At 68.6% G+C, this 18,664-nt stretch carries 18 protein-coding genes and 2 pseudogenes; 10 read left to right on the top strand and 10 right to left on the bottom strand.

Annotation, left to right across the window (positions count from 1 at the left end; all coding sequences use genetic code 11):
* Positions 1-86: 86 nt before the first annotated feature.
* Positions 87-401, top strand: coding sequence for a hypothetical protein (locus QFZ82_RS37920; RefSeq protein ID WP_307717425.1), 315 nt, complete (start codon positions 87-89; stop codon positions 399-401).
* 93 nt (positions 402-494) lie between these two features.
* On the opposite strand, the gene QFZ82_RS37915 is transcribed toward QFZ82_RS37920, so the two are convergent.
* Positions 495-1,352, bottom strand: coding sequence for a helix-turn-helix transcriptional regulator (locus tag QFZ82_RS37915; RefSeq protein ID WP_307717970.1), 858 nt, complete (start codon positions 1,350-1,352; stop codon positions 495-497).
* Positions 1,353-1,564: 212 nt separating this feature from the next.
* A complete protein-coding gene (locus QFZ82_RS37910; RefSeq protein WP_307717424.1) occupies positions 1,565-2,899 on the bottom strand; it encodes a cytochrome P450 in 1,335 nt (444 codons plus the stop codon).
* A gap of 380 nt (positions 2,900-3,279) precedes the next feature.
* On the opposite strand from QFZ82_RS37910, the gene QFZ82_RS37905 reads away from it, so the two are divergent.
* The gene (locus tag QFZ82_RS37905; protein WP_373429383.1) at positions 3,280-4,698 is read left to right on the top strand and encodes a cytochrome P450; all 1,419 of its coding nucleotides are present in this window, start codon (positions 3,280-3,282) and stop codon (positions 4,696-4,698) included.
* A 110-nt stretch (positions 4,699-4,808) separates the two neighbouring features.
* Here the strand turns inward: QFZ82_RS37905 and QFZ82_RS37900 are convergent, their stop codons facing one another.
* Positions 4,809-6,089, bottom strand: coding sequence for a cytochrome P450 (locus tag QFZ82_RS37900; protein ID WP_307717422.1), 1,281 nt, complete (start codon positions 6,087-6,089; stop codon positions 4,809-4,811).
* 645 nt (positions 6,090-6,734) lie between these two features.
* On the opposite strand from QFZ82_RS37900, the gene QFZ82_RS37895 reads away from it, so the two are divergent.
* Positions 6,735-7,811 (top strand): selina-4(15),7(11)-diene synthase, encoded by a 1,077-nt coding sequence (locus QFZ82_RS37895; RefSeq protein WP_307717421.1) that lies wholly within the window; start codon positions 6,735-6,737, stop codon positions 7,809-7,811.
* A gap of 442 nt (positions 7,812-8,253) precedes the next feature.
* Here the strand turns inward: QFZ82_RS37895 and QFZ82_RS37890 are convergent, their stop codons facing one another.
* The 4 genes from QFZ82_RS37890 to QFZ82_RS37875 form a co-directional block, all read right to left on the bottom strand.
* Positions 8,254-8,823, bottom strand: a complete 570-nt coding sequence (locus tag QFZ82_RS37890) for a hypothetical protein (protein ID WP_307717420.1) — start codon at positions 8,821-8,823, stop codon at positions 8,254-8,256.
* Complete coding sequence (locus tag QFZ82_RS37885) at positions 8,820-9,344, bottom strand: RNA polymerase sigma factor (protein ID WP_373429382.1); 525 nt, start codon at positions 9,342-9,344, stop codon at positions 8,820-8,822. The genes QFZ82_RS37890 and QFZ82_RS37885 overlap by 4 nt, the downstream gene beginning before the upstream one ends.
* A 77-nt stretch (positions 9,345-9,421) precedes the next feature.
* Positions 9,422-9,649 (bottom strand): hypothetical protein, encoded by a 228-nt coding sequence (locus QFZ82_RS37880; protein WP_307717418.1) that lies wholly within the window; start codon positions 9,647-9,649, stop codon positions 9,422-9,424.
* A 362-nt stretch (positions 9,650-10,011) separates the two neighbouring features.
* The gene (locus tag QFZ82_RS37875; protein ID WP_307717417.1) at positions 10,012-10,611 is read right to left on the bottom strand and encodes a hypothetical protein; all 600 of its coding nucleotides are present in this window, start codon (positions 10,609-10,611) and stop codon (positions 10,012-10,014) included.
* Between the two features lie 506 nt (positions 10,612-11,117).
* Between QFZ82_RS37875 and QFZ82_RS37870 the strand changes: the two genes are divergently transcribed.
* The 6 genes and pseudogenes from QFZ82_RS37870 (at position 11,118) to QFZ82_RS37850 (ending at position 14,655) form a co-directional block, all read left to right on the top strand.
* Complete coding sequence (locus QFZ82_RS37870; protein WP_307717416.1) at positions 11,118-11,402, top strand: hypothetical protein; 285 nt, start codon at positions 11,118-11,120, stop codon at positions 11,400-11,402.
* 13 nt (positions 11,403-11,415) lie between these two features.
* A pseudogene (locus QFZ82_RS39905) lies at positions 11,416-11,964 on the top strand (MFS transporter); the annotation flags it as partial.
* Between the two features lie 85 nt (positions 11,965-12,049).
* Positions 12,050-12,439, top strand: coding sequence for a hypothetical protein (locus QFZ82_RS37865; RefSeq protein WP_307717415.1), 390 nt, complete (start codon positions 12,050-12,052; stop codon positions 12,437-12,439).
* Entirely contained in the window at positions 12,388-13,566 is a 1,179-nt protein-coding gene (locus tag QFZ82_RS37860; RefSeq protein ID WP_307717414.1) for an acetyl-CoA carboxylase biotin carboxylase subunit family protein, read from the top strand. The genes QFZ82_RS37865 and QFZ82_RS37860 overlap by 52 nt, the downstream gene beginning before the upstream one ends.
* Positions 13,563-14,216 carry a hypothetical protein gene (locus tag QFZ82_RS37855; protein WP_307717413.1) on the top strand — a complete coding sequence of 218 codons (654 nt, stop codon included), beginning with the start codon at positions 13,563-13,565 and terminating at the stop codon, positions 14,214-14,216. Before QFZ82_RS37860 ends, QFZ82_RS37855 begins: the two co-directional genes overlap by 4 nt.
* A 223-nt stretch (positions 14,217-14,439) precedes the next feature.
* Entirely contained in the window at positions 14,440-14,655 is a 216-nt protein-coding gene (locus QFZ82_RS37850; protein WP_307717412.1) for a hypothetical protein, read from the top strand.
* Positions 14,656-14,964: 309 nt separating this feature from the next.
* On the opposite strand, the gene QFZ82_RS37845 is transcribed toward QFZ82_RS37850, so the two are convergent.
* Both QFZ82_RS37845 and QFZ82_RS37840 read right to left on the bottom strand, forming a co-directional pair.
* Positions 14,965-16,278, bottom strand: coding sequence for a hypothetical protein (locus tag QFZ82_RS37845; RefSeq protein WP_307717411.1), 1,314 nt, complete (start codon positions 16,276-16,278; stop codon positions 14,965-14,967).
* A 520-nt stretch (positions 16,279-16,798) separates the two neighbouring features.
* A pseudogene (locus QFZ82_RS37840) lies at positions 16,799-17,004 on the bottom strand (hypothetical protein); the annotation flags it as partial.
* A 304-nt stretch (positions 17,005-17,308) separates the two neighbouring features.
* Between QFZ82_RS37840 and QFZ82_RS37835 the strand changes: the two are divergent.
* A protein-coding gene (locus tag QFZ82_RS37835; protein WP_373429381.1) for an IS5 family transposase occupies positions 17,309-18,183 on the top strand; the annotation gives its coding sequence in 2 pieces (ribosomal slippage) (positions 17,309-17,699 and positions 17,699-18,183; 876 coding nt in all).
* Between the two features lie 31 nt (positions 18,184-18,214).
* Here the strand turns inward: QFZ82_RS37835 and QFZ82_RS37830 are convergent.
* The gene (locus tag QFZ82_RS37830) at positions 18,215-18,562 is read right to left on the bottom strand and encodes a VOC family protein (protein WP_307717410.1); all 348 of its coding nucleotides are present in this window, start codon (positions 18,560-18,562) and stop codon (positions 18,215-18,217) included.
* Positions 18,563-18,664: the final 102 nt, after the last annotated feature.

Below are 18,664 nucleotides of genomic sequence, written 5' to 3'. Positions count from 1 at the left end.
CACCACGGGATACAGACAACACGCCCTGCTGATCAGGCACTTCGATAAAGATCACCCTAACGAGCCGAAGTCAGTAGCGTCATGCCATGACGACTGAGAACTGCCGCCGTGATCTCACTGCCATATGCAAGGCCGCGGACAGCGGCTATCTACTGCAAGTGGTCCGCGATGGCAGCTGCGAGCCCCTCGCCGAGAAAGACCTCGCACACTGGCCCGACTGGCCGACCTTCCCGGCCGATGCCGCCCATGCGGCGGGGTGCGAGCTCGTCATGCTCGGCTACATGATCTGGCCCGACAGCATCACTCCCGACTCGCTGCTCGGATGGTGTCCTGTACCGGGGCAGCGGGCATGGTCGGCGAAGGTCGGCACCTTCGCCCAACTGCATGCCGCCGGAATCTGAGGCCAGACGGCTTCGAGGGCTCAGGCGGCGGACGGGACCTCGCACCTGCCTGAGCACGCACCTGGCCGGTGAGGCCAACTACAGCGTTCAGTCTCACCGACGTTGTCGGCGGACCGGGCGGGGGTCACTCTCGTCGAGGACCCACGTCGTGTGCGTCACGGCGAGCGGCTGGTAGCCGGGATGGCCTTCCGTCACGATGTGGACCGTGCGCAGGTCGCCCGAGCGCGGATCGCGGAACGGGCGAGCGGTGCTGTTCACATGGATGTCGCCGCTCCGCACGATCCAGTCCGGGGTCGCTTCAAAGGCTCGGCGCGCCTTGGGCCGCCGCATGATCTCCTGCTTGATGTGCAGCAGCCTTCCGTCTTCCGGCCGCTGCTGCCACGCTGCCAGGAAGTGCGCCAGAGCGGGCATGAGCCAGTACTCGCGAAACGATGCGTCGTCGCCGGTACCGAGCACGTCGCTCGCCTGTGGGTGGAACAGGATGTACTTCGGTCCGTTCCGCAGCGGTGACGCGAAAGCGTGGGGTGCAACGCTCGCAAAGAGGTCCCGGAACGCTGAGTTGATGTGGATGTTCTCTGCCGTGTAGTCGCTGACGAGCGAGGGGTAGAGGCAGTGGTCGACCAGTCGGCGGTAGATCTCCATGTCCGGCAGTTCTTGCAGCTCGCTGGCGGTGGGAAGCGCTGGTCGTTGCGTCGTCAGCCGGTGCAAGTTGGCTATGTTCTCCGCACTGATGCGCAGCGGGCGGGCCAACCGCTCGATCTGCTCAGCCGTCAGCTTCGATGGATGCTTCATCCAGTTACGAAGGGTCCTCGGGTGTACGTCCATGGCCTGGGCCAGATCCTTGCGCGTCAGGCCCACGGCGACCCGCGCGCTTTCCAGCATCTCCCACACCAACTGATCCGGCTCTCGATCCCCGCCTCGCTCGGGTGGCATCTCGCGGTCCTGCGACATCACTTCCCGCTTGGTCGTCGTGCTTCCCCGCTGCATAGGGGGGCCGTGCTTCCCGTTTAGCCGCGCAGGAAAGCACATCTTGTCGAGCAACGCCAAGGGTCGACGGGGGTGTGGGTGCTCGTGTGCGGCACGATCCACGGCGCGCGAAGCTGCAAGCAAACTCGGACCGGGGCCCGGCCTGGCACACGAGGCGGAACCGGTGGGACGGAGGGTCAGTGTTTCTGGCGCTGGTGGATGACCATGGGCATGCGGGTCGGGTGTGCCATGGAGGAAGTCGCCTCAGTGGGGGGCTTGCTGCCCGGGACGGAGCGGAGTCGCCAGCGGGGCAGGATGGTGGCCAGGGTGATGGTGGCTTCGAGCCAGCTGAACTTGTCGCCGATGCACTTGCGGTTGCCGGCACCGAAGGGGACGACGTGGTCGCGGGGTCGTGCGGCGACTTGCTCGGGCAGCCAGCGGTCCGGGTCGAAGCGGTCCGGGTCCGGGTACAGCTCGGGGCGGCGGTGCAGCGCGTAGAGGCTGATGAGTACTTCAGTGTCGGCAGGAATCTCGTAGCCGCCGATGGTGACCGGTTCGATCGTGCGCCGCATCAGGGTGACCACGCCGTGCAGGCGGATCGCCTCATCCAGGACCCGGGTGATGCCGGGCAGCCGCGGCACGTCGGCGAAGGTGACCGGACGGTCGCCGATCGCCTTGTCGATCTCCGCGAGCAGTTCCTCTTCCACGTCTGGGCGCCGGCCTATGTGGTAGAGCGCCCAGGCGAGGGTGGAGGCCGTGGTCTCGGTGCCGGCGAACAGCATGGTGGCCAGTTCGTCGCGGACCTCCACGTCGGTCAGGCCGGCGCCGGTGTCGTCGCGCGCAGAGAGCAGCAGGGACAGGAGGTCGGTGCGGCCTTCCGGGTTGGAGGCACGCGTGGTGGTGATCACATCATCGATCACGGAGCGCATCCTGGCAGCGGACCGATCGAAGGCCCGCCAGATCGGCAGCCCATCCAGGGCCTTGGGGGCGAGGGCCCGGCGCAGCATGTCCTTCAGGATGACCGGTAGGTCCTCGCGGACGGACTCGACGGCGGGACGGCCGATGTCGGCGCTGAAGAGGGTGGCGGCCAGGGTCTCGATCGCGTAATTGCCCATGACCTGGTTGGCGTCGATGACCTGGCCGTCGCTCCAGGAGTCGGCGAGAGCCTGCGCGCGCCCGCTCATGACAGAGGCATAGCCCTCCAGGCGCTCCTTGTAGAACATCGGCTGGATCAGGCGCCGGTTGCGTATGTGCTGCGCGCCCTCGGAGTTGCCGAGGCCGTTGCCGACGAGCGGCCTGATGCGGTCGAAGAGTCGGCCCTTCCTGAACGAGCGCCCCTTCTTCACCAGGACTTCGTTGACCGTGTCGGGGGTGGTGACCAGGATCACCGGCATGGTGCCGATGTCGATGCGTAGTACGGGCCCTTCGGCATGGAGGGATCGCAGGACTCCGAGCGGGTCGTGCAACAGGCGGGGCACGTGGCCGAGGCCGGGCACACGTCCCTTGACACGGGGGATGGAATCCAGTGACACGGTGCGTCCTCTCGCGAGACAGACTCGCGCCGGTGCTCAGCTGCCCCGGCGTGATGGGTGGGGTTGGTCAGGTGCGCGCGAACAGTCGGTCGGCCGGAGCGGTCAAGTTCGCCGCATACTATTCGCCCTTGATCGTCTTCCGACAGGGCGGCTTGGGCCACCGGGAGATCGGCCCGAGCTGGTGATGACTTAACCCGCCCGTCGCACAAGGTTGCTTGACGGAGTGTCGGGTCGTGGCGCGCCGCCGATATGCTGCCCTGTGGCTGGCGATCTTGCTGCCTGGAGACCGGCAGCCGGGGCCGCAGCCCGCGGTCAGCAGTGACGATCATGAGCGCCCCGGCCGGCCTTCGTGACAGGGTGCTCCCATAACCGGAGGCTCCGTGACTACCCCACCCCCGATACCCGCCGACAGGCTCGTGCCGCCGCCCGGGTGCCCCGCCCACGGCATGGCCCCCAATGGCCTCCGGCGTCTGGCGGAGATCACCGACCCGGCCCGCGCGTACGAGGAGCTGCGCCAGGAGCACGGTCCGGTCGCTCCGGTCCTGTTGCACGGGGACATCCCGGCGTGGATCGTGCTCGGCTACCGGGAGAACCTGGAAGTGATGCGCACTCCGCTCGTGTTCAGCCGTGACTCGCGGCGCTGGAATGCCTTCCTCGAGGGTCGCGTGCCGGCAGACTCGCCCTTCCTCCCCATGGTGGCCTGGCAGCCGATGTGCGTTTTCGCCGACGGCGCGGAGCACGCCCGCTTGCGCGGCGCGGTCGTGGACGGTCTGGCCCAGTTCAATCGCCGCGGCATGCGCCGGTACGTCACCCACTACACACGCGAGCTGGTCGCCGGCTTCAAAGCGGACGGCACCGCCGACCTCGTGCGGGACTACGCCGAGCCGCTGCCCATGCTGGTCGTCAGTCGCCTGCTCGGCATGACCCCGGACAAGGGCCCCCTCCTGGTCGAGCCGACACTCGACCTGCTGCGCGGCAGCGAGACCGCGGCAGCCAGCAACGCCGCCGTGACCCAGGTGCTGCAGGACCTGGTCGCTCACAAAATGACAGCCCCGGGCAACGACCTCGCCTCAAGCCTCATCCTGCACGAGTCCCGACTCACGGACACCGAGATCGTCGAGCATCTGCGCATGACCCTGGTGGCTGCGCATCAGGGCACAGTCAATCTGATCGCCCAAACACTCCGGCTGATCCTGACAGACCGCCGGTTCCGTGGCAGCCTCTCCGGGGGCCGCATGACCCTGCCCGATGCACTGGAACAGGTCATGTGGGACAACCCCAGCATCAGTGTCGTCCCAGGCCGGTGGGCCACCGACGACACCAAGCTCGGCGGCCAGCACATCCGGAAGGGTGACCTGCTCCTCCTCGGCATCGCCGCCGCCAATGTGGACCCGGAACAGCGGCCCGATCTCAGCGTGCCGATGCACGGCAACCGTTCGCACCTCGCACTGAGCGCCGGGCCCCACGAGTGCCCGTGCGGAGACATCGGCCGCGCCATCGCGGACACCGGAATCGACGAACTCATGGCACTGCTCCCGGACGTGCGGCTTGCCATCCCCGAGACGGAGATCGGCATCACCGCCGACTGGCTTACCCGCCGTCCCTCCGCTCTTCCCGTCCAGTTCACCTGGCCGCGCTCCATTGGCTCGCAGCCCGTTCCTCCCGCACCGGCGGCCGCCCAGCCGCTGCCGGAAGCCGCCCAGCCGCTGCCGGTTGCCGCCCGGGAAGCGCCCGGCTCGGTCACCGCCGCCGCGTCTGAACCTCCCCGCTCGTGGTGGCGATCGCTGCTGAACCGCTGACCGCCTTGAGCGTGACCGCCCGCTGCTGCTGCCCGGCGGCGCGCCAGGGCGGGTAACGAGCGCCGGGCCCGAACCCTTGGTTCGGGCCCGGCGCTCGTCGATGCCCGAACCTACGAGGACGCCGCAGCAGCCGTCTGGCGGCCCTCCGCGGCCGCCGCTGCGCCCTTGATGCCGTGCAGGTGGACCGGCAGGGAGAGGAGCCCCTGCTCCGAGATGGAGGCCATGCGCTGCGGCTCTGCGGCCAGCGTGAGATGCGGGTACCGGGTGAACAGTGCGCGCAGCGCGATCTGTGCCTCCAGCCTCGCCAGCCGGGCGCCCAGGCAGTAGTGCGCGCCGTGGCCGAACGCGATGTGCTCGCGGTTCGTGGATCTGGTGGTGTCGAACGAGTCCGGGTTCGTGTGGCGGGAGCCGTCCCGGCCTACGGCCATCACGCTCGCCATCACGGCCTCGCCCTTGGCCACGGTGACCCCGGCGATTTCGACGTCGTCCAGGGCGTAGCGCAGCAGGATGTGACGCACGGGTGGTGAGTAGCGCAGCCCTTCCTCCACCACGGCCGCCCAGGCGGCGTCCGGGTCGGGCGCCTGCAGTGCGGCGGCGAGCATCTCGGGGTGGGTCAGCAGGGCGTGCACGGTGCTGGTGATCAGATGGATCGTCGTCTCGTGACCGGCGATGAGAAGCAGGAAGATCATCTCCACCAGTTCCTGCTCGCTGAGCCGGTCCTGCACATCGCGGGCCGCGATCAGGGCGCTGGTGAGATCCTCACCCGGGTGTCGGCGCTTCTCCTCGACCAGGGTGGACAGGGTGCCGTAGATCGCGGTGAAGGCCGCCCTGATGTCGTCGGCGGGGGCGTCCTGCTGGGGTATGACCAGGCGCTCGAAGTGCGCACGGAGCGCATCACTTGCGGCGTCGGGCACACCGAGCACCTTGCAGATGACGCGCACTGGCAGCGGGCGGGCGAACACTTCCTTCACGTCCACCGGTTCCCCGGTGCCCGCGGCCGCGAGGTTCTCCAGCATTCCTCGGTGAGGGCCCCGACCAAGGGCGCAGCGCTTCGATCGGGTCGGGGCTCGGGTGAAGGCCTTGGTGACCAGCTGCCGCAGACGGCGGTGCTCGGCCCCGCCCTGGTGCAGCATCGCCGCCCCGCGCACGAGGGCTATCAGCTCCCAGTTCTCCGGCACACGGCCGTCGGTGAGCGCCGGCCAGTGGGCGGGGTCCTTGGTGAGAGCGTCGTGGCCGAGAACGGCCTGCGCGGTGGGCAGATCCGTTGCGGTCCACGCGGGCACCCCGCCGGGGAGTTCCACGGCGACCAGAGGGCGCATGGCATTGAGGTGTCGCCTCTCCTCGGCGAGGTCGGCAGCGGGATCGAGCGGGCAGCTGCCGCTTGAGTCCACGGACACTCCAAACAGTGGGTTGTGAAGTTCGGAGTGAGCGGGGAGACGGCCCTGTCCAGGTCAGCCATGTCGGCCTGGCAGAGACTGGTGGCATGCGGCGTGAATGGACCGTGGCCGGGCAGGCCGGGAAGGAGGCAGACCCCGGTGTGGACATCACCGGAACCGTCCGCCCTCGACCGACAGGGCCGACCAGCGGCTGTCGCGTCCGCGATGGCCACCTCCGAGCGCCCTGGATACCGGGCGGCTCGCGCCACACCGTACCGATTCAGCGGCTGTTTCAGGACAAAGGGAAACTCTGATTCCCTTCGGTCCGGCGCCCTCGGTGTCTGCCCTCGCGGCCGCGGCGTGCCGGGCCGTTCCCAGGCGCTGGGCTCGTTGAGGACGAAGGTCGCTTGCGACAAGGCCATTGGCGTGCCTGATAGTCCTCCGTCAGCAGGTGCATCGTGCGGCCCGTGCCCGTAGGTGAACAAGGGGAAGACTGGCGGCCCTTGTCCGTCCCCCTCTGGTGACCTCCTGCCACAGAGGCCCCCTTGGAGGGCTGACTCAGCATCAGTACCATGCGCGGTGATTACTTAACGTGAGATTCCGGCCATGATTCGTGTGCACGCGCCGTGCTCGCGTACTGATGAGCTGAAAGGGCAGCACGTGACCTCACCCCTGGCGATTCCGCCGACGTACGCACCCATCCCGTCCGCCATCCACCCGAGCCACGCCGCCATCGATGCACGGACCGCCGCCTGGGCCGATCAGTTCAACCTCGGGTCCCAGGAATGGCGCAGCCGGCTCGTCACGCAGGACATCGGCGTCTTCGCCTCGCGGATCCTTCCCGAGGGCGAGGAGGAAGTTGTCGCCCTGCTCTCCGACTTCGTCATATGGCTGTTCGCCGTGGACGACGGCTACTGCGAGGAAGGCGACCTGGGCGACAAGCCCTACGAGCTGGCGGCAGTGCTCCACCGTCTGCTGCGCATAGCGCAGAACCCCCAGGCGCCCATGCTCACCGACGATCCACTGGCTGAAGGCCTGCGCGACCTGACGCTGCGGGTGTCGCGCTGGGGAACCGCCCTGCAGGCCGGACGGTGGGTGGACACCCTGCGCGAATACTTCTTCGCCGTGGTCTGGGAGGCGGAGCAGCGCGCCGCGAACCGGGTGCCCACCTTGAACGACTACGCGCTGATGCGCCTCTACGACGGCGCCACCTCCGTCGTGCAGCCGTTCCTGGAGATGGGCCAAGGATTCGAGCTCCAGCCGCACGAGCGGGACAGCAAGGCACTGCGGGCCGCCGCCGAGATGACCTCGTTCATCACGACGTGGGACAACGACATCTACTCCCACCACAAGGAGAGCCGCGGGACGGGCTACTACCTGAACGTCGTCCGCGTGCTGATGCACGAGTACGACCTGAGCCCGGAAGCGGCCCTCACCATGGCCGTCGCCCAGCGCGACCGCGTCATGTGCCTGTTCCTGAGCCTGCGCGCGAAGCTGGAGGACCAGGGAAGCCCGCAGATGCGGCAGTACCTGCGTGGCCTCTCCTCCTTCATCCGGGCCACCCAGGACTGGAGCATCAGCTCCCTGCGCTACACCACGCCCGACGACCCGGCCCTGCTCCCCAGCGCGTTCACCGACAGGCCGACCGACGACAGCACCGACCCGCTGGACATCGCGTCGATCTCCTGGTGGTGGGACCTGGTGCCCGCCTCCCGGACGGACCCCCTGCGCGGATAGGCCCCGGCCACCGGGCAGCACTCCTCTTGCGATCCGCCGCGGCGCCCGGCAGCACCCTGCCGGGCGCCGCTCGGCCGGGCGGCCTCGCGCCGTGCATGGCTCGCGGGGCCCTGATGGTCGGGGACTCCGGGCAGGAGCCCCCGACCACTCCGGTTACCCGCGGCAGTGGACGCAGGACCTGACCAGCGCGTGCCGCCGACCAGAGCAACGAAGGACGCGTGCAAGGTCACCGGAGCCGTCGGCCGGCGGGTGCTGACTCTCACTTCAACGACCGAGTGGCTCTCATGGTGATGCCTGCGCAAACGGGATCTGAGCGGCCCTCCCTCGGCAGGTGGACGAGACGATGACGGCCGCCTCGTGAGAACGCCCGGCACAAGCGAAGCCAGAGTCAGCAAGCAGTCTGAAGATCACCAGGGAAGGAAAAATCATTCGTCGCCTGCGGTCACCCGCGCCCCGGGCATGTGGGGCGATCGGCTTTGCCCGCCTCTGTCCTCATCCACTCCCAGGTCGGCTCGATTTCCTCGCCGATGAAAAGCAGCGGGACCTCGTCCTCGAACCGCGAGACGCTCACCAGTACCTTTTCTCCCACCTTGTAGGCAGCACCGTCCTTCTGCGGAACCGAGAAGTCCGTTTCTCCCGGTCCCGATTCGGGCTTGAGGTACCGGTCGACCTCCAGCCGGACGCGGACCGTCCCCGGCTCGGCGGACCTCACACGGCTCACGGTCCCCTCGGCGATGAGTTCCGAGCACGCCACGATTCCCGACTCGGAGAGTCTCGCCGTCTCAGCCGGCGCCGGATCCCAAGGCGCCCACAGAGTGAGGAACAGCGCGGCCGATGCCGCCAGGCCCACCCCCGCGACGAGCAGCGCGCGGACCCTGCGACGCCGGGCCCCCGCCTCGGGCAGCGTCACGACGCCCTGCTCCCCAGCCGGCTGCTCGTCCTCCTCCATGAACCCGCCGATGAGCTTCACCTGCTCGTCGAGCAGGTCCTCCGTCTCCTGGTCGCCCGTCATCCTCGTACCCCTGTATCCGCTGAAAGATGGACTCGCATGGCCTGGACCGCCGCATGCAGGCGGCTTTTGACGGTGCCCAGCGGTACCGAGAGGACCTCCGCCATCTGCGGAACCGTCAGGTCGGCGTAGAACCGCAGGATGAGCACCTGCTTCTGCAGAGGTGGCAGCGCCTCAATGCCCTCGGCCACCGCCAGAGTGAGCACCCCCTCCTCCGGCCCGGGGACGGACTGCCGCCATGCGGTCATGGTCTGCAGCCGCTCACTGACCCGCTCCTGGCGGTTCCTGCCGCGATGCCAGTCGACCGCGTAGTTGGAGGCGACCGCCGCGGCCCACGCGCCGATGTCGCGGGGCGACTCCGTGCCCTGAGCGCGGCGCTCGATCAGCTTCAGCCGTACCTGCTGCACACCGTCCGCGTGGTCGTCCCGCGGGACTCCTCCCAGCGCGAGCACCGCCCTGACGCGACGGGCCTGTGCCGGGCTGAGAGGATCCTGCTCTTCGGCTCGCACAGTCCCCCACCACATGCCCTCGACGACGGTTCAGCACTTAGACGGTGGGCGGATGCGGATCGTTCGGTTCGTGCGCGATCTTTTTTCCGGCGCTACGCCCTCAGCAGGCGCCTGATCGGCCGCCACAGCTCGGTGGCGACGGCGACACCGTTGTCGGGGGCCGTGCGCCATATGAGGCCGTCGGGGTGGTGCAGGACGGCCGTGATCTCGTCCGGTGTCGGCGGGGCGGTGTTGCCGCGCAGGTAGACCGCCCTGAGGCCGGGGTTGCGCAGCCTGGTCAGGGCGCGCGCCCGGTTCTGGGCGTGGACGATGAACCGCACTCCGTGCTGACTCTCACTTCAGCGCCCGAGTGGCTTCTCGTCGTGATGCCTGCGCAAACGGGCCCTGAGCGGCCCTCCCTCGGCAGGTGGACGAGACGATGACGGACGCCTCGTGAGAACGCCCGGCACAGCGAAGCGAGAGTCAGCAGACATGCGGCCGACGAGCCCACGCGTCACCCGATGGCCTCAGCGGACGCCTCGGTACACCTCGGCGACCTGTACACCAGCGTCGGGGGCCTTGTCCCTGCTGCGGTCGTCCGGAAGGTCGAAAGCGAGCTGGAGTTCGTAGAGATCAGCCATGCCGCAAAAGTATTGTTGGGGGCTCCCTTGCAAGCTGCCGGTGGGGACAACAGCCCCGCTGATCAGCAGCGCAGTCCGACGATTCCCCATCCCCTGGCGTGCGCGGCAGTGACGACTTCGTTCCACCCTTCCAGGAACGTCACGAACGAATCGAAGTCGTTGATCCAGCCCTCTGGACGCGCGACGTGCCGGTCGAACGGTTGGCGCAGTGCTTCCAGCTGCGGAGAGACGCATTCCCACAGGAGTTTCAGCTCTGCTGTCTCGATTGGCGAGCTCCACATGAGCGTGCTCGCCGGCCAAGGGCTTGACCGCTCGGGTACTTGCTCCGCATCGATGTCCTCCATGTACTCGAGGCCGTGCCAGAACAGCACAGAAGCGAAGCGGTCCAACATGCCCCGAAGCCGCTGATCCGCGAAGTCGCGGAGTCGTTCCCACCGTTCACCCGCCCAGAAGTGAGGCTTGTACGAGCCGAGCGTCCGGGAGAACTCATAGCTCGCGTACCAGTCGGCGGCAGGCCGTGTGGGCCAGGTCCAGCCCTCGTCGGCATTGGGCCGCGTGGCTTCGCCGAATGCAGCCTCCTCCAGGAGGTCAGCCCGCTCGTCCGGCGGAGCGGCCTCGATGTGTGACCAGTCGACGATCAGTACCTCGATCGACACACCCACGGGGCAAGCACCGCCTTCCCTGTCGAGCTTCGTTCGCGTGCTCGACTCTCCTCACCTCTTCGAGGCCGACCGCATGGAACCCCTCCTCGCCGAAGCCGCTCCAAAGGCTGTAGTACTGCGCCCCACGAGTGGGACGAGCCTCACCGGGCGACGACGACCACGGCCGTCAACCTGCGGACCGGCCTGGCACGGGCTACACGTCGCTCGGGGTCCTTTACAAGGGCACCGGCTTCACCCACTACTGCCTTGCCTACCCCCATGGCCAGAACTGGGCGTGGGGCAAGGTGACATCCGGGCCAAACGCAGGCAAGACGGGCTGGGTCTACTACGCCTACCTGACGCACCGAGCCCTCGCCAGGGCCGGGCTGGCCCGCACCGAGGGTGACCGCCCCCGTCGGAGATCCTCGGGCATCCGCAGCTGCGGAGGCAGTCAGCCCCAGTGGGCGCCCTCGACCACCTAGGCGGCGCCCCACACCTGCTTCTCTCGCCTCATCCCTGGAGCGTCTGTGACCACCGCGGTACGCATGTCGCTGTCCCTCACACCCACACCCGCGCCCGTCTCACCGACGCCCACCCAGTGGCCGGGGGTCATCTGGGCACTGCTCATCGGCACCTTCATCGCCCGCGCCGCAGGCTTCGCCTTCCCCTTCCAGTCCTACCGGCTCGCCGAGCTCGGATACACCACACACGTGACCGGCGCAGCGATCGCCACGTTCGGGCTCGGACGGCTCGTCGGCCAACTCACCTGCGGCTGGCTGTCCGACCTGTTCGGCTCCGCCGCACCGCGCTGATCGCCACCATGGTCTGCGCCGCGTCGGCCCTGCCGTTTCTCGCCGCCGCGGAGTCGAAGGCAGCGGTGATCGCCGCTTCCTTCGTGGTGGCCACGTCTACGACGCACACCGGCCGATCGTCTCCGCCACGATTCAGGACCAGATCCCCACGAAGGCCGGGCGCGCCCTCGTCTCGGGCTGGCGCCATTTCGCGGTCAACGTCGGCGCGGCCGTGACCGGCGCGGCCGGCGGATTGCTCGCCGCCGACACGGGTATCGGCTTCCTCTTCTCTCTCAACGCCGTCGCCTGTGCGCCGTTCGCCCTGATCACCGCAGTGTTCATGCGCCCGGAGAAAGCACGCGCGGGCAGACGGCCCGAGCGCGCCGCGCGCTCGTCGGACCGTCAGGCGCTCCGCGACGTCCGGCTCTGGCTCGTGTGCGTGTTCAGCCTGTTCGCTCTCACGGCGTGCGCAGGGATGTTCACCGTCCTGCCGATGCTCATGGCGGTCGACGGCCTGGACGCGGCCGCCTACGGCTGGACCCAGGTGGCGGCCGCCACGGGCGTCGTCATCGTGACACCGATCCTCATGCCCGTGCTGAGCCGTCGCGCCGCCGGCACGCAGTCGATGGTTGGCCTCTTCGCTCTTCTCGCTGATCCTTGGCCTCGGGATGAGCACGGCCGGATTCGCCTCGACGACGGTCGGATACAGCCTCGCCGCCGCGGCGGTCACTGGCGAAGTCCTTCTCTTCAGCACAGCCTCCGACCTCATCAACCGCATCAGCCCGGACGGAGCCCGTGGCCTCTACGCCGGCGTGTGGGGCACGCAGCTCGCTATGGCCGTCATAACCGCTCCCCTCCTCGCCTCCTGGGCCATCGAGACCGGCGGGGACCTGCTCGCCGCGGCCGCAGTCCTCACAGCCGGACTGCTCGGTGCCGCTCTCTGCCTCCCCCTGCGGGCACTCCTGCACGGCCTGGAACGCATCGCCGCATCCATCCGATCGTGCTCGTGGACGGCACCGCACCGACGTGGACGACCTCGCACGCTGCCGGATTTCTGAGCGTTGATCTACGAGCGCCCGACCTGGCCGCGGTGATGGTGAAGGAGTTCGCCTCCGAGCGGCCGGTGGCCGGCGTCCTGACGTACATGGACCAGCACGTGGAGCTTGCTGCGCGCCTCGCACACGCTCTCGGGCTTCCGGGGATGGCGCCGGAAGCGGCGCTCCGCTGCCGGGACGAGGCCGAGAGGTGGTGTCTCCTGGCCGAGCACCGCGTGCCGTCGACCAGGTCCTACGCGGCCGGCACCGAGCAGGACGCCGTCGACCGCGCGAAAGTGCTCGGTTTCCCCGTTGTCGTCAAGCCGCGTGGCCTGGACGGGAGTGCGGGCGTCTGGCGCGCGGATAGCGAGTCCGAGGTGCGCTACGCCTACCGGGCGGCGACCAGTTCCAGCGTCCTGGGCCTGTCGGCGTTCGCGGTGACGGAATGCCTTGTGGAGGAGTTCCTCCAGGGCGAGGAGGTCAGCGCCGAGACGATCGTACTGGGGCCGGAGCGGACACGCATCGTCGCCATCACTCGCAAGGTGCTTGGTCCGGCGCCCACGGTCCTTGAGGTGGGCCACGTGGTGCGCGCACATGACCCCCTCGTGCGGGATCCAGCCGTCACGTCCGTGGTACGCCGCGCCGTCGAGGCCCTCGGCATCTCATCCGGCCTGCTTCACATCAAGCTGAGGCTCACCCATCGGGGCCCGCGCATCACCCACGTGAGCCCCAGCCTTGGAGGCGACCTCATCCCCCTTCTCGTCGAGCTCGCGCTCGGCATCGACCTGCCGGCCGCGGCGGCCGCCGTCGCCACAGGGGCCGAACCGGACCTGTCTCCGCGGGCCGCGTCAACCGCCGCGGTCCAGTTCGCCTCCCCGCGCCTCAGCGGCCGGATCTCCGAACTCAGCGTGTCCAGCCCCGGCGAGTCCGGTCTGGACACGTTCGAGCCCTGGCTCGAACGACTGGTGCTGAACCAGCGTCTCGGCGCCTACGTCTCCGCGCCGCCCCTCAGCAGCATCGACGACCGACTGGCCCACTGGGTCGTGCAGGGCCCCGACGACAGAGCATGCGCCCAGCGCCTGGCCGATATCGCCGATCGGCTCGTCGTCGGCATCGACGCGCCGGTCCACCACGCCGCGAGCGGGCGATGAGCACCCGCGTACCGACCCACGACCGCGGACTCCAGGCCGCCTTCCTGGAATCCGCAGGGACACCCGCCGCTCGCACCCTGCGCACGGCCAGCCTCATGGAGGCCCTCCGCTGGACTCAGCTCCTTCAACTGCCCGCGTTCGTGGTGTCCCCCGCCCACACCGGAGTCATCTCGCAGCCCATCACATGCCGCAGCGCTGACGAACTCATGTCCGCCTGGCGCAAGATTCGGCAGGCTGCGGCCGCACAGCGGCTGGACGACCACGTCGTGGTCCAGGAGCTGATTACTGGCCGTCACTACGTGGTCGACCGGTCAGCAGAGAACCCTGCAGCAGCGGTCCGTATCTGGGCCGAAGCCCATGGACCACTCGGCCACCGCGACCGCTACCGGCTACCGCGGACCGGCCTGCTCCACCGCTCCCTGTCCCTCTACACAGCCCGCGTCGTGACCACAATCGGCATCGAGGACGAAACGGTGCTCTGCCGCATCGCCCGCGACCCCGACCGCGGCTTCCTGCTGCTGTCGGCGGTCGTTCTTCGCCCCGGCCAGGAGGACGACTCGGCACCGGAGCACGCCTGTCTCGGGCCGGGCCGGATCCGACTCACGCCCGACCGGGTCGTACGGCTCAAGGGCAGGAGGTCAGCGAAGTGACGGCATTCCCTCCCCCGGCTGCTGACCCCAGTTGTGGGTCAACCGCCACGGCGGGCAGCCGCCTTGATCTTGCGCGGGCCGCCGCCCGTCGCGAAGAAGGCCCGGCACTGGCGGCCTGCATGCCGGCGGTGACGCGCTTCGCCGCTGAACTCATGCACGCCCTCACCACCGATAGCGCCAGAGGTTTCGGGCGCATCCCTCGCCCGAGGAGAGAGGAAAACCGTTGATCTTCAGTCGCGATGCCGCACTCCGCTCGGAGAACACTCCTGCCAAGGATGCTGCTCTCGCAGCCTTCCTCCGCGCGCGAATTGCGGAGGTCGACATCCACGGATGCGGAGCGGAGCGCAAGGCGCTCACAGGCATCCGTGCCGTCCTGTCAGAGTTCGAGGAGAAGCACGACCGCGTGGCCGACTTCCCCTCGGACGACTACTTCGTGTGACAAATCGATGCGCTGCGGTGGGTACTGCAATGCGTCGTCGCGGCGGCGTTCTCCGGCCACCCCGATGCCGCGCTTGTGCTGCCCGCACCGCGACAGGGAGCGGAGGCGGCAGCATGACGACACCGCGCTACGGGCAGCACCCTGCGCACCAGCCGCCTGCCGAACAGTGGCCTGCCCGCGGCGCTCCCGGGGCCCCTGCCGGGGCCCGGGAGCGCCGTGTGCAGACCTCGGCCCACCCCCCCGGGCGGACGGGAATGCCCCTGCAGGACTCGCTCCTGGGCGCGCAGGGCGGCGGCTTGGTGCGGCCGGTCAGATACGGTGGACCGGTGCTGACGTCTGGGTCCAGTGCCAGTTGACGGGTGCCCACTGCTTCTTCAGGGCGGTGCGTTGCCGGGCGTACGCGCGCAGGGCCTCCTCGACTGCGGCCGCGAGGCCGGTGAGGTCGTCGGGAGCGGGCACGCGCAGGATGAGGTGCTGCTTGTTGTGGACCAGCAGTAGGTCGCCGGCGGGCGAGCAGGCGGTGAGTGTGAAGTGGGTCAGCGGCTTGAAGGCCTTGGTCTCGGTGTCCAGTCTGACGCGCAGTACCCCGGCTTTGTTCCACGCGTACAGGCCGTAGCGGTTGAGGTGGTAGGCGTAGCCCCGAAGCGGGTCGGCGGCCACGTTGAAGCAGAAGCCGGTGAAAGGGGAGTCGCGCCATTCGTGCATGCCGTGGAGGCGTCCGGTCATCTCCCCCTGGTCGTTGACGAGGGCGAAGACGAACGGCTGGCCCCGGCTGCCGCCGCGGAACGTCTTGGCGTAGAGGGGGACGACGAATAGGTCATCGGCCAGCGGCACGGGCCGGCCGAGGCGTGAGTCGCGCCAGCCCGAGAGGCGGTCTTCGCCGGCCACCAGCTCGGTCAGCGCGGGCCGGGGCCGGTTCGCCAGTCCGACCGGGGCACCCTGGTACGCAACGTGCGCGCGCAGGTCGACATCGCTCTGGCGGGCCGGTTCGGGATCAAGCGAGGCCAGTGCGTTGATCGTCGGCTTGGAAGCGGCCGTCAGGGCGCCGTCGGCCACGCCGACGATGTTGGTGATGACGCTGCCGTAGTTCCACACACCGTATTCGGCGACGCTGCACAGAAGGCGGCCCGAGGGCGTGACGCTGATGGAGGTGGCGAAAGCATCGCCCGGTGTGAACTCCTCGAAGGGGCGGTTGTCCTTGGAGTCGTAGGTAGCAATGACCCGGCTCAGGTCGGGGGCGACCAGCGTGGTGTTGTTCGGGCCTGCACTGACGGCGAGGATGCCGTCCGGCAGGACGCACAGCGTCATGTCACCGCCGCTTGCCACAGCCGAGGCGGTTTCGTCGTCGTCCGGGGAGCACACGGCACTCGCCAGCACCTCGCCACCTGCGGAGTACCGCGTGATGATCCGGTAGCCGAAGTTGGCTGTCGCCGGGTCCTGTTCGTCGTCGGCCACGCCGTAGATGTACCGGTGCACGCGGGACAGCGCGTATATCTCACCGGTCGGTCCGGCCGCGACATCGTCGACCCCTGGACCCCATCCTTTGGAGTAGCGGGCGGTCAAGTCGATGCGGTGGAAGTCCACCAGCGTGCCCGGCAGGGCCAGCGGAAGTGTCTGGATCATGCCCGTCATCCTGGGCCACAGCACTGACACTCGGCTCATGGGTGTGCGTCAGCGACCGATTCATCACGGATGAACTACGTGCGGCGCTGGACGGCGCCGAGGCGGCCCGGTGCGGGAGCAAGGGGGCCTGGAGACCGCGGCTGGAACCGGTGCGCAGTGGGGCGCGAGGACCCCCGGGCGGGTGGTGCGCTGCAACGAGGAGATTGCGGACCGGATCCCCCCTGCCGCCCGGTCCGACTGGCCGCCTCCGACCACTTCCCGACGCTACGCGAGCCGGAGATCGTCGTCCAGCTGATCGAGCGACTGTACGCCGATGCGCGATGAGCACGACCAGGGGCTTGGCGGACGATCTACGCGATGTTCCTCAGCCCCGAGCAGCCCCCTTCATTGAGCCGGCAACCAAGTGGTGGTGAAGAGCAGGTTCTGGGGAACCGAAGAGCAGCAACGGCGGCTGTCCGGGCTGGACGTGGCCTGCCGAGCGGCCCGTCCCTGCACCGGCAGCCGCCGCGAGCCCGCTGCCCACCGCGATGCAGGCCACGGAAGGCAGCACCTCGACGGGGCCGAAGGCGCCGGCGTCTGGTCCGGGTACTCGCGGGAGGGTGGAACCAGATGGACCGGCGTGGAGGGAAACGCACGTTCAGCCTGCCGCTGGAGGTCGCTGACCTCCATGTCATTGGTGGGCTTGCACGGGTAGCCCTCCAGCATCCCTCCGTAGGTCGAAGACATTCGCAGCTCGGTGAGCTCGATCGAACGGCCGGACGAGAGGGCTATGTGGCTCAGCGACGTGCCGACACCCTATGCGCACGATTCACTTCCGATACACGGCCTACGGGTCGACCCAGAAGTACACCGCCGGCCTGACCCTCTACCAGGTCCTCGACGCCCTCCGGAATCTGCTGCAGTGCTGGACCGGCACATGCACCACCTGCGGCCGCTCTCTTGCCAAACCAGAAGGAGACCCAACCTAACGAAGCACTACTAGCTAGGGCGTGTATCAAAAGTGGATCTTGAGATGCGGTGATCTCGCTTCGTGGCACGTGGGGATCTGACGGATGCGCAGTGGGCCCGGCTGGAGCCGCTGTTGCCTCAAGGGAAGGAACCGGGGCGCCCGCCGATATGGACGAGGCGGCAGCTGATCGACGGCATACGGTGGCGGACGCGGACCGGGACTCCGTGGCGGGATGTGCCGGAACGATACGGCCCGTGGGCCCGGGTGTACGACCTGTTCCGGCGCTCGCAGCGCGACGGCACTTGGCAGCGCATCTTCGCCGAGCTGCAGGCCCAGGCCGACGCAAAACACCTGATCACGTGGGACATCAATGTCGACTCCACGGTGTGCCGGGCCCACCAGCACGCCGCCGGAGCGCGGAAAAGGGGGACCTGCAGGTCGAACCGCCCGGCGGCGTCGACACCGAGCCGGACGACCACGGTCTCGGCCGGTCTCGCGGCGGCCTGACCACCAAGCTGCACCTGGCCGTTGAGCAGGGCCAGAAGCCCATGTCGATTGTGATCACAGCCGGGGAGCGTGGGGACTCTCCGCAGTTCGAACCCGTGCTGAAGAAGATCCGGGTGCACCGGCTGGGGCCGGGCAGACCCCGCACTCGACCGGACCGGGTGCGAGCCGACAAGGCGTACGCCTCCCGCAAGAACCGCGCCTACCTGCGGCGTCGAGGAATCCGCTGCACCATCCCGGACAAGGCCGACCACGTCCGCAACCGCAAGAAGCGAGGCTCCGGCGGTGGCCGTCCGCCACAGTTCGACGAGATCGACTACCGCGAGCGGCACGCAGTCGAATGCGGCATCAATCGCCTCAAGAGGCATCGGGCGGTGGCTACCCGTTATGAGAAGCTCGCCATCCGCTACGAAGCGACCGTACTTGTCGCGGCCATCAACGAGTGGCTGTGACCAGCACCCTCGCTCAAGACCAGGATGATCGTCAGCGGTGGCCCAGCACGTTGACTACCCGGCCGTTGGGGTCACGGACGAAGAACCGGCGCACTCCCCATTCCTCATCCTGCAAGGGGTGCACGATCTCCGCGCCGCTCTCCTGCATGATCTCGTAGGCCGCGTCCACATCCTCCACCTCGACACTCATGTCGGGCGTGACCGGTGCGGTCTTGTCGCTGGCCATGAAACTGACCTGCGCCGCCGGGCTGGACGGGGAGCCGAGCGTCATGATCCAGCCGTGATTCATGACCTCCTCGAACCCGAGCAGGCCGTAGAACTCCCGGCTCTCCTGCACAGCCTCCGACTGGACATTGGGTACGACACGGCGAACGGCCATCAACAACTCCAAGTGAGGAAGACGTGTTTCCTGAGGCTCTCCAGGAGTACTACGCCACGCCTATCTCCGCATGCACTTTCGATACACGCCCTAGGAGCCCTT

Source organism: Streptomyces sp. V4I23, from assembly GCF_030817975.1.
In the GTDB taxonomy this organism is placed as follows: Bacteria; Actinomycetota; Actinomycetes; order Streptomycetales; family Streptomycetaceae; genus Streptomyces.
The sequence above is the reverse complement of the archived record's forward strand: the minus strand, read 5'-3'. Positions and strand labels throughout refer to the sequence as shown.

Bases quoted from the DNA above. Each gene is read 5' to 3' on its own strand.
- QFZ82_RS37920 (WP_307717425.1), top strand. From the start codon at position 87: ATGACGACTGAGAACTGCCGCCGTGATCTCACTGCCATATGCAAGGCC.
- QFZ82_RS37915 (WP_307717970.1), bottom strand. From the start codon at position 1,352: ATGTCGCAGGACCGCGAGATGCCACCCGAGCGAGGCGGGGATCGAGAG.
- QFZ82_RS37890 (WP_307717420.1), bottom strand. From the start codon at position 8,823: ATGACGGGCGACCAGGAGACGGAGGACCTGCTCGACGAGCAGGTGAAG.
- QFZ82_RS37885 (WP_373429382.1), bottom strand. From the start codon at position 9,344: ATGTGGTGGGGGACTGTGCGAGCCGAAGAGCAGGATCCTCTCAGCCCG.
- QFZ82_RS37865 (WP_307717415.1), top strand. From the start codon at position 12,050: ATGAGCACGGCCGGATTCGCCTCGACGACGGTCGGATACAGCCTCGCC.
- QFZ82_RS37855 (WP_307717413.1), top strand. From the start codon at position 13,563: ATGAGCACCCGCGTACCGACCCACGACCGCGGACTCCAGGCCGCCTTC.
- QFZ82_RS37845 (WP_307717411.1), bottom strand. From the start codon at position 16,278: ATGATCCAGACACTTCCGCTGGCCCTGCCGGGCACGCTGGTGGACTTC.
- QFZ82_RS37830 (WP_307717410.1), bottom strand. From the start codon at position 18,562: ATGGCCGTTCGCCGTGTCGTACCCAATGTCCAGTCGGAGGCTGTGCAG.